The sequence below is a fragment of the Aquidulcibacter sp. genome, from assembly GCF_049239865.1.
GTDB lineage: Bacteria > Pseudomonadota > Alphaproteobacteria > Caulobacterales > Aquidulcibacteraceae > Aquidulcibacter.
Genome location: NZ_JBMLTR010000020.1, coordinates 1 through 11,820 on the forward strand (window position 1 = coordinate 1; position 11,820 = coordinate 11,820).

The window sequence follows — 11,820 nt, forward strand, 5'->3', positions numbered from 1 at the left end:
AAACGCTTCTAGACAGAAAACCCACCAAAAGGACCGCGCAGCACGAGCTGCGCATGCAAACGCGAGGATAAGCGCAACTTTTGTTGCGCGCTCCGTTCCCCCCCCGCCGTCATCCCAGCCGAAGTGTCAGCGAAGAGCTCCGTGAGTCTGCGGCACAAGTTCCCAGATCGGCTGACGCCATCGGGAAAGACAACATTTGGAATTCTGAAACTTACCGCGTGGGGACTGGGGTCTCGCCGCGGTAATCATAGAAGCCGCGATCGGTCTTGCGGCCGAGCCAGCCAGCTTCGACATATTTCACCAAAAGCGGACAGGGGCGATATTTCGTGTCGGCCAAGCCTTCATTGAGGATCTGCATGATCGATAAAATCGTGTCGAGGCCGATGAAGTCAGCCAGTTCCAGCGGGCCCATGGGGTGATTGGCACCCAAGCGCATCGCCTTATCAATGCCTTCCACCGTGCCAACACCTTCATACAAGGTATAGACGGCTTCATTGATCATCGGGATCAAGACGCGGTTGACGATAAAAGCGGGGAAATCTTCGGCATTGGTGATGGTCTTGCCCATGGCGGTGACCACTTGGGTGGCCGCTTCATAGGTTTCTTCATTGGTAGCGAGGCCACGAATGACTTCCACCAACTTCATCATTGGCACCGGGTTCATAAAGTGCAGGCCGATAAACCGCTCTGGCCGATCGGTGGAAGAGCCAAGCCGCGTGATGGACAGCGACGAGGTATTTGACGACAAGATCGTGTCTGGCCGCACAATGGCACAGAGTGACTTGAAGATCGCGCGCTTGACGTCTTCCTTCTCGCTGGCCGCTTCAATGGCCAGATCGATGGCAGATAGGTCTTCAATCGCCGTTGTCGTCACGATGCGGGCCATAGCCGGAGCGATTTCGGCATCTTTTATCAGGCCGCGGGCCGCTTGGCGGGTCAAATTGCGCTCAATCAGGGAGCGACCCATGTCTAGCTTCTCTTGGGAGATGTCATTCAGAAAGACATCATATCCTGCCAAAGCCGCTACATGGGCAATGCCATTCCCCATTTGACCCGCGCCAACAACGCCAATTGTTTTGATTTGTGCCATTTGATGGAAAGACCTGCCCTTTGATATCTAACTGCTTTCTTCGCAGTTGCAGCAAGCTAAGCGCGAGGCGCGATTACGGCAAGCACCTTGTGCTGCAAACCACACACTTCAGCGGCATGGCCCTTGCAATCTACCCATCGTAACAGCGTTGGCCGTCCCGTTTCGGATCGTTCCGGTGGCCCGACGCTTCTGATTTTGACGACCAGGAGGACTAGATGGCCAATTCAATCGACCTACATGTGGGCCGCCGCTTACGACGTCGCCGTCGTCTGATGGGCATGACCCAGCAGCAATTGGCCGACAGTGTGGGCATTCGCTTCCAGCAGATCCAGAAGTATGAATGTGGTGCCAACCGCATTACCGCGAGCCGCTTGTTTGAACTGGCCGGCGCGCTCTCGATCGCGGTGCAATATTTCTATGATGGCTTGGCCACTCTGACGGCTGCTAATGAGCCGCCAGCCAATGATGATGAGATCGGACCCGAAGTTCTGCGTCAGAAGGAAACGCTGGAACTGATCCGCGCTTATTACCGTCTGGGTGAACGTCCACGTCGCCGCCTTCTGGACCTTGCTAAGGCCCTGAAGGACGACGCCACCGACGCAGCCTAAGTGCTTTAGCCGCTCTTATTTCTTCAAGACAGTCGGCCAGTTACGGTTGGCAGCAGCAATGTTGCCAGCCGTATTTTGCTGCCAACGAGTCTGAACTTCCTTGTTATAATTCAGATAAAGCTTACCGCCGACAATGGCCCAAGCATTGGGGTCGATCCCGGCGGTATAGCCTTGGCTAACGGCCCAGGCGCAATAGCCGCCAAATTGCGGGGCATAGCGCGCAGGGTTTGCGGCAAAGGCGTCGCGATTTGCAGCGCTGGAGAATTGAAACTCTGCACCTTGATAATTGACCTTGAACTTTGCATTGCCCTGCACAGGTTTGCCAGCGGTGAAATAGGCCACCGGATCATAGCCCTTGATGGCGACGTTGGAACCAAAGCTGGTCCAGACGGGGGCTTTATCGGCCAGAGCAGGTCCGGCGATGGCCAGTGGGCTAAGGGCAAGGGCGAAAATCAAGGCAAGTTTAAGGGGTTTCATGGCGGGAATCCTGTCCGTGAATGAGATGTTTGATAGGGGTTTGGCGGGGGAAAAAACGCGGTGCGTGGATTACATCGCTGCTTGAGTCATAGGGGTGGGCTCTGGGCTCATGGGTGCATCGGCCACAAAGACGCGGCGCAAATCCCCCAGAAGCCCCAAGATGTCTGGCAAGCGAAGCCCGATCAGTACGACAGAGCCTGTCAGCAAAGTCACAGCTGCAGCAAACAAGCCACCGCCATCATGGTTCGGGTCAATGCCCAAGGGCGTGAACAAATGGAAGCTGACCGCGCCCGCCATCACCGCAAAGGCAATCATGGCCCCCAGCGCATTTAAACGCTGCAATCGGGGTAAGAGGCCCACGATCAATAAGGTGGACGCCAACAGCTCTGCCGAACCAATCACATATTGGCTGAAGAGACCGGTGTGAGCAAACAGCCCCGGCAAACCCAAAGAGCTTGCCCAACCATCCAAGGCCCCGAAAATCACTTGGGTCTTGGGGTGGTCGGTGAATTTATAGCGCAAGCTATCGAGAAAGATGGCTGCTCCAAAAACTGAAATGGCCGTAGCCGCAATGTTCTTAATCTTCATGGCCGTGGCCTCCTGTGGTGTCTTGCAGGAGGATACGGGGGTAGTTTGGACTTGGTTACACGGGGTGATTATTTCCCAAAGCAATGCGGATTAACTTCGCATCGAGGCTGACTTTCAAGTATAGTCGGTTCTCAATCCCGCCAGACCATGGCTTCGCACTGCACAGGGTGGCCCCTATGATGACGATAAAGCCCCTTCATATCCAACGACTAATTGCGCTGCCCTATCTTATCCTTGGCGGGTGGTGCTTGCTGGCACCGCATATGGTGGAGGGGTTGATGATCAATCCGCCGTTTCAGCATTTGAGTACGACCAGTGCGTTGCTGATCGGCTGCTTTGGCGCGCAGGCGGTTTTGGGCGGGCTTTTCATCTGGTTTAGCCGCTTTAATGCGCAGACCTTCTTGATCTATGCCTTTGCCTTAGTGCCGTTTTTTGTCTTCAATTATTGGTTCGTCTTTGAGATCCCCATCTTCAACCGCTGGATGGCGCTCGATCTCGGCTCCAACGCTCTGATGCTTGGCCTCACGCTGTGGGGTTGGCGGATGATGCGAGCGGAAGAGGCTTTAAAGGCATCGGCGAACTAAGCCCCCTCACCTTTTCCGTCGCCAGTAGGTGAAGGGCTCTTGATAGACTTCTTGGTCGAGGTCGGTGATCACGCCTTGAATGCGGGCTTGGGCGTCTTTGACGCCTTGATTGTAAAAAAGGGGCCCGAGTTCTGCGACCATGAAGTCGAACAGGGCCTCGACCGCCAGATTGCCGACGGGCTCGTCAAATTGCTCGTCACAAAATTGCTCCAGCGAGGTGACGGCCTCTTTGCGCAAAGTGGGCGATAGGGGCTTCATGGCCTCTGCCTTTCGGTGTTTAGCTGGCCGGTGTGCCGGGTTCCAGCTTGCGGAATGCATGGGCCTTATAAACGCCGAGGATTTTCAACTCGGCCGAGAAGAACTTCAATTCCTGCAGCGCCAATTGCACATTGCGCTCGTTCGGGTGGCCTTCAATATCGGCATAGAATTGGGTGGCGTTAAAGCTGCCGCCGATCTGATAGCTTTCGAGTTTCGTCATGTTCACGCCATTGGTCGCGAACCCGCCCATGGCCTTATAGAGGGCGGCCGGAATGTTGCGGACTTGGAACACAAAGCTGGTGATGCATTTGCCGTCTTCCATCTCCGCATCGTCTGGCGCGGCCGAGAGGATGACAAATCGGGTGGCATTATGGGGCTCATCCTCCACATCCGGGCGCAGGATCGGCAAGTCATAGAAGGCGGCCGCCAAAGTAGAGCCTAAAGCGGCGACGCTCTTGTCGCCCATTTCGCTGATTTCCCGGACGGCACCGGCCGTGTCCGCGGTTTTGACGGCCTCTGCGCCCAGCTCACGAATGATCTTGCGGCATTGGCCCAGCGCCATGGGATGCGAGCGGACCTTTTTGATATCGGCCAAGGTCGCACCTTTGACACCCACCAATTGGTGGTGAATGGGCGCAAAATATTCGCCAACGATATAGAGGCCCGCCTCTGGCAAAAGATGGTGCACATCGCCGACACGACCGGCCAAGGTGTTCTCAATCGCAATCATGGCGCGCACGGCTTTGCCACTGGCTACCGCCGCAAAGGCGTCTTCAAACGTCTGACATGGCAAAGGCTCTAGAGACGGGCAAGCCGCCTTAGCAGCAGCATGGGAATTAGCCCCCAATTCGCCCTGAAAGGCGATCTTACCTTCAACAAAGTCGCTCACGATTCCTGCTCCTGGTACCAAGCTCTGGCACTTTCTAAATGTTCTGGCGTATCGACGCCCTTGGGGAATTCATCAACGGCGCGCGCCACGATGGTCATGCCCAGCTCTAACGCCCGCAATTGCTCCAGCTTCTCGCGCAATTCCAGCGGCGACGGGGCGGCTGCAACAAAGCGTGCCAAAGCGCGCCGCCGCCAAACATAGAGGCCGACATGGCGCTGAATGGGGCCAGGCCCCGTTGGTGCGTCTGCCCGGGTGAAATAGAGACAGCGACCCGTTGTCGCACCCCCTGCAGGATCGTCAGGCCACGAAACCACCGCTTTCACAACATTGGGGTCAGCCCGCTCCGCCGAATCCGTGCTGGGGGAAACCAAGGTTGACAAAGCGGCGTCTGGGGCATCTTCCAGTGCGGCGAGAGCTTGTTGGATCAAAGCGGGATTAAGCGTCGGCATATCGCCTTGCAGATTGATGATTGGATCGAAACTGCCGTCGGGGTCTAATTCGGCCAGTGCGGCATGAATTCGGTCCGAACCAGAGGGCAAATCCGGGTCTGTCAGCACCGCCATAGCCCCTGCGGCCTGTGCAGCGGCGACAATCTCAGGCTCTCCGGCAGCGACTGCGACAGGGCCAAGGCCCGCCAAAAGCGCGCGCTCAATCACCCGGGCAATCATCGGCTTGCCCGCGATATCGGCCAGAGGCTTGCCAGGCAGCCTGGTTGCAGCCAAGCGTGCGGGGATGACGATAAGGGGTTGCGACATGGTGATGACCCTTTGCGAGGAGGCGTTCTTAATGCCCAAAGCCTGAGAATGCGAGCCTAAGTCTGCGCGGTGCCACAGCACAAACTGTTGAAAGCCGCTTAGACGCATGCCATAGGACAATCTAATACGCAAAGTCCGCAAATCGCCCTTGAAAGAATGAGGTTTGGTTGAGGACTGTCGCGATGCAACAGGGATATTAGCACCGTTATGAGCAGCAACAATCTGTGGTTCAACATGGTAGCTGGCGCCGTTTTGGCGACCGGCTTGGGCATTATGGGCCTTCGTACTTTGGGCGATATGGTTTATGCCAACAATCACGAAGCCGTTGGCTTTCCAGTAGAAGTTGCCGAAGCACCTGCCGGGGGCGCAGAAGCCGCTGCTGGTCCAGAACTGATGCCAGACTGGGGAACTGTTTTGGCTGACCCCGCCAAGACTGCGGAATTGGTTGCGCAAGGCGACAAGCTGCACAAAGTCTGCTCGTCCTGCCATAATGTTGAGCCAGGCAGCGCCAATAAGACAGGCCCTTCACTTTATGAAGTATTTGGCCGTACCGCTGGCACCCATGCAGGCTTTGCTTATTCCGATGCGATGAAAGCCTATGGCAAAGCTTGGGATTATGATGGCCTCTATAATTTCTTGAAGGCTCCTAAAGGCTATATCAAAGGCACCGCCATGGCTTATGCCGGTATGGGCAAGTCGTCTGACCGCGTGGCTTTGGTTGCTTATTTGCACTCCTTGTCGCCTTCGCCAGCTGCTTTGCCTGCGCCAGATCCAACGCGTGATCCTGCCCAAGCAGCCGCCGCCGCTGCAGCTCCAGCTGCTGCTCCTGCAGAAGGTGCGGCTGCCGCCCCAGCTGCCGAAGGTGCCGCACCTGCCGCCGCCCCAGCCGCTGCACCGGCCGCTGAAGCCGCACCAAAATAAATCTGGTCGGCTCTATAAGCCGGTCCATATTTAGACCTGAAACAAACGAAAATTGGAAAGTGGGGCAAGTTAGGCTAACTTGCCCCTTTAAAACCAAAAGCTCACTCAGTGGAGACGCCCCATGAAAGTCCTCGTACCCGTTAAGCGGGTCATTGATTATAACGTGAAGGTCCGCGTAAAGCCCGATCAAACCGGGGTGGACTTGGCCAACGTCAAGATGTCGATGAACCCTTTCTGCGAGATCGCCGTTGAAGAAGCCGTGCGCCTGAAAGAAAAGGGCGTCGTTTCTGAGATTGTGGCCGTCTCCATTGGTCCTCAACAAGCGCAAGAAACCATCCGCACCGCTTTGGCGATGGGTGCTGACCGTGGCATCCTAATCCAAACCGATGACGACCTTGAGCCTCTGGCGGTTGCGAAATTGCTGAAAGCCGTTGTCGCCGAAGAAGCGCCAGAATTGGTTCTGATGGGCAAGCAAGCCATTGATGGCGACAATAATGCTACCGGCCAAATGATGGCTGCATTGTTGGGCTGGCCACAAGCTACCTTCGCGTCGAAAGTCGAAATCGCCGACGGCAAAGCGACCGTCACCCGCGAAATCGACGGTGGTTTGCAGACCTTGGAAGTGGCTTTGCCAGCCATCGTCACTGCAGACTTGCGCTTGAACGAGCCACGCTATGCCTCACTGCCAAACATCATGAAGGCCAAGAAAAAGCCAATCGACGTCAAGTCGACCGGCGATTATGGCGTTGATGTTTCGCCACGTCTGAAAGTATTGAAAGTGACCGAACCACCAAAGCGCGCTGGCGGCATCAAAGTCGAAAGCGCTGAGCAATTGGTCGGCAAACTCAAAGAAGCAGGGGTCCTCTAATGGCAGTTCTCGTTGTTGCAGAGCACGATAATGCGTCTGTGAAGGACGCAACCAACAAGACGGTGACAGCCGCTTTAGCCTTGTCGTCAGACGTCGACGTTTTGGTCGCGGGCCTTGGTGCGGGTGCCGCTGCTGCGGCTGCCGCTGGCATTGCTGGTGTTCGTAAAGTCCTCCACGCTGAAGGCGCAGCCTTTGATCAAGGCGTGGCAGAAGCTGTTGAAGGCCTCGTGGTACCCCTGATGGCCAATTATGACTCGGTTTTGTTTGCGGCCACCGCAACTGGCAAGAATGCGGCCCCCCGCATCGCAGCTGCCCTGGACGTTTCGCCCATCTCGGAAATCCAAGAAGTCGTGAACGCCTCAACTTTCGTGCGTCCAATCTATGCCGGCAACGCGCTGGAAACGATTGAAACCTCGGACTCCAAGAAGGTGATCACCGTTCGCACCACCGCTTTTGCGGCTGCTGGCACGGGTGGTTCTGCTTCGGTAGAGAGCGTCACGGCTGGCGCGCCTTCGGCTGCTGTCACGTTCAAGGGTGCCGAGATCGTCAAATCTGACCGTCCAGAACTGGCCGGTGCCAAGCGCGTTGTGTCGGGTGGCCGCGCCATGGGTTCGGCGGACGAGTTCCACAATGTGATCGAGCCTTTGGCCGACAAATTGGGTGCTGCTGTCGGTGCTTCACGCGCGGCTGTGGACGCAGGCTATGCGCCGAACGACTACCAAGTCGGCCAAACCGGCAAGGTTGTCGCGCCAGAGCTTTATGTGGCTGTGGGGATTTCTGGTGCCATCCAGCATTTGGCGGGCATGAAGGATTCCAAAGTCATCGTCGCCATCAACAAAGATGCTGATGCGCCAATCTTCGCGATTGCCGATTATGGCTTGGTTGCTGACTATAAGTCGGCTGTGCCAGAACTGATGGGCGAATTGGCGAAAGCTGGCCTGTAATCCTACAACCTGCCTTCGGGCATAGGGTTGAAAAAAAACGCTTCCTTGCTTGGCAGGGAAGCGTTTTTGTTATGGGGTCAGTCTAGATCTGAAAGCGGCGGTCTTGGGCCGCCAGATAAGCAAAGCGCTTTACCTCGCGACGGCCACGCGTCACCGTATCGAGGACAAGGCCTGAAAACACAGAAATCACCGAAGTAATCATCAAAGCGCTGGCCAAAATGGCTGTCGGGAAGCGCGAAACGAGGCCAGTCTCCCAAAATTCCAGCACGACCGGGATACCCAGAAACAAAGCTGTCATCGCCAGCACCACGCCTAAGATGCTAAAAACCGCCAGTGGCCTTTCTTCGCGCACAAACAGGCCGATGATCGACACGATCCGGATGCCATCGCGAATAGTATTGAGCTTGGAAATCGATCCCTCAGGCCGCTCGGCATACGGGGTTGGTTGTTCCTTGATGGTCATGCGGAGCTCAAGCGCATGCACCATCAGCTCGGTCTCAATCTCAAACCCGCGCGAATGGGCCGGAAAAGATTTCACAAAGCGGCGAGAAAAAATCTTATAACCCGACAGCATGTCCGTGGTCATTTGGCCAAACACGGCACTGACCAAGCCCGTCAACAAGCGATTGCCAAAGCGGTGGCCCGGCCGATAGGCCTTCACAGCCGTGTCCACACGGGCACCATTGACCAGATCGGCATGGGTGGAAACCATCAGCTCAATCAAATTTGGGGCCGAAGGCGCGTGATAGGTGGCGTCGCCATCAATCATCACATAGATATCGGCCTCAATGTCCGCAAACATCCGGCGAACAACTTCGCCTTTGCCGGGTCGATCTTCTCGGCGCACGATGGCACCGGCAGCAACGGCGCGCTCAAAGGTGTCGTCGGTCGAGCGGTTGTCATAGACATAGATCTTCGCATCAGGCAGCGCTGCGGCAAAGTCTTTGACGACAGTCGCTACGGTTGCACCTTCATTATAGCAGGGCACCAGAACCGCAATTGATAGATCGTGTTTATATAAGTCTGACATCAGAACCTCTAAGCCACTTTTGCCATAGGGTGGATTGCCTGAATTACGAAACGGGATTCGCACCAATCGCCTAGCGCGCAGAACGATCCGACGTGAATTGCCACAGTCAGACGGAGTAGCTAGAGGGATTGGCGAGATTTGCTGCGATAGACGCATCACAGCTTGATTGAGGAAACCGGCGTGTCTGAACAAGTCCAAGATGTCCCAGCCCAGAAGAAGCATCGCTATCGCTTGGACCTCCTCGACTTTTTCTGCCAAGGCTGGCGACCGCACGCGCTGATCCTTGTGGTCTTGCTCGCTTGCGCTTTACCGGGCTTTTTGGCGCTACAGCCGTTGGACCGCGATGAGAGCCGCTTTGTGCAAGCGACCACCCAGATGTTTGAAACCGGTGATTTCATCCGCATCAGCTTTCAAGATGAGCCTCGGAATAAAAAGCCCATAGGCATTCACTGGCTGCAGGCTGCGACCGCAGGCCCACTCCATGGACCCGAAACCCGAACGATACAGACCTTTCGTATCCCATCCTTACTGGGCGCTGGTTTAGCTGCGCTGTGCGTTTTTCAAATCGGGACCCTTCTCTATAGCCGTCGCGTTGGCCTCGTGGCAGGCATCGCCATTGCTTGTGGGCTTTTGCTATCCACCGAGGCGGGAATCGCCAAGACAGATGCAGCGCTCGCTGGCTTTACGGCCTTGGCTTATCTGGGGCTGGCGAAATTACGGTCACCTTCGGCGGGCAGATCGGCAGATTGGACACCTTGGGCACTGTGGGTTGGCCTTGGCATGGCGGCTTTGATCAAAGGCCCAATTGGACCGCTCTTGGTAATCCTTTCTGGACTGATGCTGCTGGTGTGGGAGCGCGACTTTGGTTGGGTAAAGCGCGCCGCGCATTGGCCGTCGATGCTTCTGGCGGCGGCGATCGTCCTGCCGTGGTATATCGCAATCTGGCAGGCAACCAATGGCCAGTTTTTCTTCGATGCTGTGGGCCAAGACCTTGCACCGAAGCTTGCCGGACAATCAGAGAATAAGAGCGTCCCACCGGGTGCCCATCTACTCTTGTCGCCAGTCATCTTCTGGCCCGGCAGCATCCTGATCCCGCTTGCTCTTTGGACTGCCTGGCGAGAGCGCAAAGATACTCGCGTGCACTTTCTCTTAGCTTGGTTGGTTCCTGGTTGGCTGATGTTTGAAGCAGCTCCAGCCAAGCTTGCCCATTATACCCTGCCAGTTCATGGCGCAGTTTTGCTGTTAGGGGCGGTTGGGCTTTTCAGTGCGGGTTGGCAGAAAGCGTGGCTGCGTTGGACTAGTGTCGCAATTTTGGCCTTTGGCACCTTAATCATGACGGCGCTACCGCTTGTGCTCGCACAGGACGTTGCAGAGGGCGCGCAGACCCATGCCCTGCAAGCAAGTGCGGCCATCGGACTAGCAGGGATTGTCGCGCTGGTGTTGGTGATCCGCCAATCCCGTTGGGCGGCGGGGGCCTTGATCAGCACCGCCATGGTTGCCAGCCTTGCAATCAAAGGCCTATTTGTGCCGTCGATCCCGCAATTGGATTTGAGTCAGCGAATTTCTGCCGCTTTGATCAAAGAGGGTTTGCACCCCCGCCTGTCCCCTGGACAGCCTGGCCCCTTGATTGGTGCAGGCTATCAAGAGCCCAGCCTCATCTTCCTGACCCGCAGCGATTCCGCATTATCCAGCGTGACAGCCGCTGTCGCCGCGGCAAAGCCCGGGGTTGGCCTTGTAGTCATTGCGGACCCACAATTTGAGGCCCCGCTGATCGAAGGCTTGGCCCAAAAGGGCTTAAGCGTCGCTTGGCGCGGTGCGCCACTCGCTGGCCTCAATTATTCAAAGGGCGATGACGTGACCCTGAAGATTGGCGAGGTTGTGGCTTCGCCTAAACGTATTCAGGCGAGCGGCCCCCAGCGCTAGACCGGGGTCCTTGCGCCGCGGGTGGGGCGAATTCCAAATAGGCTTGGCGAATATCGGCCGCTAAATGCTGCAACTTCGGCAAAAGCTCACCAATCGCGCGATCATCGCTCAACGCAGAGCGAATAAAGCGCACCGTCACCGCCGCGAGCACCTCTGGACCCTCACCAGCGGAAGGCCGCAGAACGGGAACTGCAATATTGATCTCGCCACCGACTGGCTTCGCATCAAAGGCAAAGCCGCGGGTTCGGATGGTTTCCAATTGCCCCTTCAGCGACGTTTGTCCATGACGGTGAAGACCGATTTCCTCGAGCAGATTGCGCTTCTGCGAGGTTTCAAACGCCTGCACGACTTGCCCAGCACCGGATTCGAAAAGATCGGCATGGGCACCACTGGTGAGGCGATTGAGGGCGAGCGGGCTGGTCCGATCGGTTGCCGCACGCAGCGTGAGATCAGAACCGGTCAAAGTCCAAATTCCAACGGGCCAAAGGATTTGCTTGCCCAGCGTGGCAATCAAGGGCCAAGCCCCTTCCCGGATCCAGGCTTCGTTCTGCGCACCCTCGGCGAGATTGGTCACCGCCAAGGTCGGGCGATAGCGATCATCCATTTCATCGCGAATCACAAAACCACCCTGACATAGGGTTTCTAGGATTCGATACGCGGTCGTTCGCGGAACACGGGCACGCTCTGCCACTTCTGTGACGGTCATACCGTCTTGGCCGTTTAGCGCGCGCAGCGCTTCTAAACCGCGTAATAATGCACGTATTGGGCGCACTGGTTCTGAATGGTCGTCTAGCATCAGGTACCCCTTATCTCCGTGTGCGCACTCGATCCCCCACAGAAAAGAATGTGACTAATCTTATTGACACAATCATGCGTCCAATTTTT

General features: G+C 56.4%; 14 protein-coding genes. 6 read left to right on the forward strand and 8 right to left on the reverse strand.

Annotation, left to right across the window (positions count from 1 at the left end):
- Positions 1–211 precede the first annotated feature (211 nt).
- Positions 212–1,090, reverse strand: coding sequence for a 3-hydroxybutyryl-CoA dehydrogenase (locus ACOVRA_RS02170; protein WP_421718870.1), 879 nt, complete (start codon positions 1,088–1,090; stop codon positions 212–214).
- A 215-nt stretch (positions 1,091–1,305) separates the two neighbouring features.
- Here ACOVRA_RS02170 and ACOVRA_RS02175 point away from each other — a divergent pair, with 215 nt between their 5' ends.
- Entirely contained in the window at positions 1,306–1,698 is a 393-nt protein-coding gene (locus ACOVRA_RS02175; protein WP_290807611.1) for a helix-turn-helix domain-containing protein, read from the forward strand.
- 15 nt (positions 1,699–1,713) lie between these two features.
- Here ACOVRA_RS02175 and ACOVRA_RS02180 read toward each other — a convergent pair whose 3' ends face one another.
- Positions 1,714–2,175, reverse strand: a complete 462-nt coding sequence (locus ACOVRA_RS02180) for a YHS domain-containing (seleno)protein (RefSeq protein ID WP_290807608.1) — start codon at positions 2,173–2,175, stop codon at positions 1,714–1,716.
- 69 nt (positions 2,176–2,244) lie between these two features.
- Positions 2,245–2,763 carry a hypothetical protein gene (locus ACOVRA_RS02185; RefSeq protein WP_421718871.1) on the reverse strand — a complete coding sequence of 173 codons (519 nt, stop codon included), beginning with the start codon at positions 2,761–2,763 and terminating at the stop codon, positions 2,245–2,247.
- 176 nt (positions 2,764–2,939) lie between these two features.
- Between ACOVRA_RS02185 and ACOVRA_RS02190 the strand changes: the two genes are divergently transcribed.
- On the forward strand, positions 2,940–3,347 hold the full coding sequence (locus tag ACOVRA_RS02190) for a hypothetical protein (protein WP_421718872.1): 408 nt from the start codon (positions 2,940–2,942) through the stop codon (positions 3,345–3,347).
- A gap of 6 nt (positions 3,348–3,353) precedes the next feature.
- Here ACOVRA_RS02190 and ACOVRA_RS02195 read toward each other — a convergent pair whose 3' ends face one another.
- From ACOVRA_RS02195 to ACOVRA_RS02205, 3 genes are read right to left on the reverse strand one after another with little or no spacing between them, the layout of a single operon-like run.
- Positions 3,354–3,605: a DUF2164 domain-containing protein gene (locus tag ACOVRA_RS02195; RefSeq protein WP_298230889.1), complete on the reverse strand. Its 252-nt coding sequence runs from the start codon at positions 3,603–3,605 to the stop codon at positions 3,354–3,356.
- Positions 3,606–3,624: 19 nt separating this feature from the next.
- The gene (locus ACOVRA_RS02200) at positions 3,625–4,494 is read right to left on the reverse strand and encodes a prephenate dehydratase (protein ID WP_421718873.1); all 870 of its coding nucleotides are present in this window, start codon (positions 4,492–4,494) and stop codon (positions 3,625–3,627) included.
- Positions 4,491–5,249 (reverse strand): 3-deoxy-manno-octulosonate cytidylyltransferase, encoded by a 759-nt coding sequence (locus tag ACOVRA_RS02205; RefSeq protein WP_421718874.1) that lies wholly within the window; start codon positions 5,247–5,249, stop codon positions 4,491–4,493. Before ACOVRA_RS02205 ends, ACOVRA_RS02200 begins: the two co-directional genes overlap by 4 nt.
- A 207-nt stretch (positions 5,250–5,456) precedes the next feature.
- Here ACOVRA_RS02205 and ACOVRA_RS02210 point away from each other — a divergent pair, with 207 nt between their 5' ends.
- From ACOVRA_RS02210 to ACOVRA_RS02220, 3 genes are all read left to right on the forward strand, one after another.
- On the forward strand, positions 5,457–6,170 hold the full coding sequence (locus ACOVRA_RS02210) for a c-type cytochrome (RefSeq protein ID WP_421718875.1): 714 nt from the start codon (positions 5,457–5,459) through the stop codon (positions 6,168–6,170).
- 121 nt (positions 6,171–6,291) lie between these two features.
- Positions 6,292–7,038, forward strand: coding sequence for an electron transfer flavoprotein subunit beta/FixA family protein (locus tag ACOVRA_RS02215; protein WP_290807595.1), 747 nt, complete (start codon positions 6,292–6,294; stop codon positions 7,036–7,038).
- Positions 7,038–7,982 (forward strand): electron transfer flavoprotein subunit alpha/FixB family protein, encoded by a 945-nt coding sequence (locus tag ACOVRA_RS02220; RefSeq protein ID WP_421718876.1) that lies wholly within the window; start codon positions 7,038–7,040, stop codon positions 7,980–7,982. Before ACOVRA_RS02215 ends, ACOVRA_RS02220 begins: the two co-directional genes overlap by 1 nt.
- Positions 7,983–8,064: 82 nt before the next feature.
- On the opposite strand, the gene ACOVRA_RS02225 is transcribed toward ACOVRA_RS02220, so the two are convergent.
- The gene (locus tag ACOVRA_RS02225; protein WP_290808396.1) at positions 8,065–9,012 is read right to left on the reverse strand and encodes a glycosyltransferase family 2 protein; all 948 of its coding nucleotides are present in this window, start codon (positions 9,010–9,012) and stop codon (positions 8,065–8,067) included.
- A 180-nt stretch (positions 9,013–9,192) separates the two neighbouring features.
- Here ACOVRA_RS02225 and ACOVRA_RS02230 point away from each other — a divergent pair, with 180 nt between their 5' ends.
- Positions 9,193–10,935, forward strand: a complete 1,743-nt coding sequence (locus tag ACOVRA_RS02230) for an ArnT family glycosyltransferase (RefSeq protein WP_421718877.1) — start codon at positions 9,193–9,195, stop codon at positions 10,933–10,935.
- On the opposite strand, the gene ACOVRA_RS02235 is transcribed toward ACOVRA_RS02230, so the two are convergent.
- Entirely contained in the window at positions 10,901–11,731 is an 831-nt protein-coding gene (locus ACOVRA_RS02235) for a helix-turn-helix domain-containing protein (RefSeq protein ID WP_290808402.1), read from the reverse strand. The genes ACOVRA_RS02230 and ACOVRA_RS02235 overlap by 35 nt on opposite strands.
- Between the last annotated feature and the right edge of the window lie 89 nt (positions 11,732–11,820).

What these genes read in the sequence shown, in the direction of transcription:
- ACOVRA_RS02215 (WP_290807595.1), top strand. Translation starts at nt 6,292, where the DNA reads ATGAAAGTCCTCGTACCCGTTAAGCGGGTCATTGATTATAACGTGAAG.
- ACOVRA_RS02185 (WP_421718871.1), bottom strand. Translation starts at nt 2,763, where the DNA reads ATGAAGATTAAGAACATTGCGGCTACGGCCATTTCAGTTTTTGGAGCA.
- ACOVRA_RS02220 (WP_421718876.1), top strand. Translation starts at nt 7,038, where the DNA reads ATGGCAGTTCTCGTTGTTGCAGAGCACGATAATGCGTCTGTGAAGGAC.
- ACOVRA_RS02235 (WP_290808402.1), bottom strand. Translation starts at nt 11,731, where the DNA reads ATGCTAGACGACCATTCAGAACCAGTGCGCCCAATACGTGCATTATTA.
- ACOVRA_RS02190 (WP_421718872.1), top strand. Translation starts at nt 2,940, where the DNA reads ATGATGACGATAAAGCCCCTTCATATCCAACGACTAATTGCGCTGCCC.
- ACOVRA_RS02210 (WP_421718875.1), top strand. Translation starts at nt 5,457, where the DNA reads ATGAGCAGCAACAATCTGTGGTTCAACATGGTAGCTGGCGCCGTTTTG.
- ACOVRA_RS02170 (WP_421718870.1), bottom strand. Translation starts at nt 1,090, where the DNA reads ATGGCACAAATCAAAACAATTGGCGTTGTTGGCGCGGGTCAAATGGGG.
- ACOVRA_RS02205 (WP_421718874.1), bottom strand. Translation starts at nt 5,249, where the DNA reads ATGTCGCAACCCCTTATCGTCATCCCCGCACGCTTGGCTGCAACCAGG.
- ACOVRA_RS02180 (WP_290807608.1), bottom strand. Translation starts at nt 2,175, where the DNA reads ATGAAACCCCTTAAACTTGCCTTGATTTTCGCCCTTGCCCTTAGCCCA.
- ACOVRA_RS02225 (WP_290808396.1), bottom strand. Translation starts at nt 9,012, where the DNA reads ATGTCAGACTTATATAAACACGATCTATCAATTGCGGTTCTGGTGCCC.
- ACOVRA_RS02195 (WP_298230889.1), bottom strand. Translation starts at nt 3,605, where the DNA reads ATGAAGCCCCTATCGCCCACTTTGCGCAAAGAGGCCGTCACCTCGCTG.
- ACOVRA_RS02175 (WP_290807611.1), top strand. Translation starts at nt 1,306, where the DNA reads ATGGCCAATTCAATCGACCTACATGTGGGCCGCCGCTTACGACGTCGC.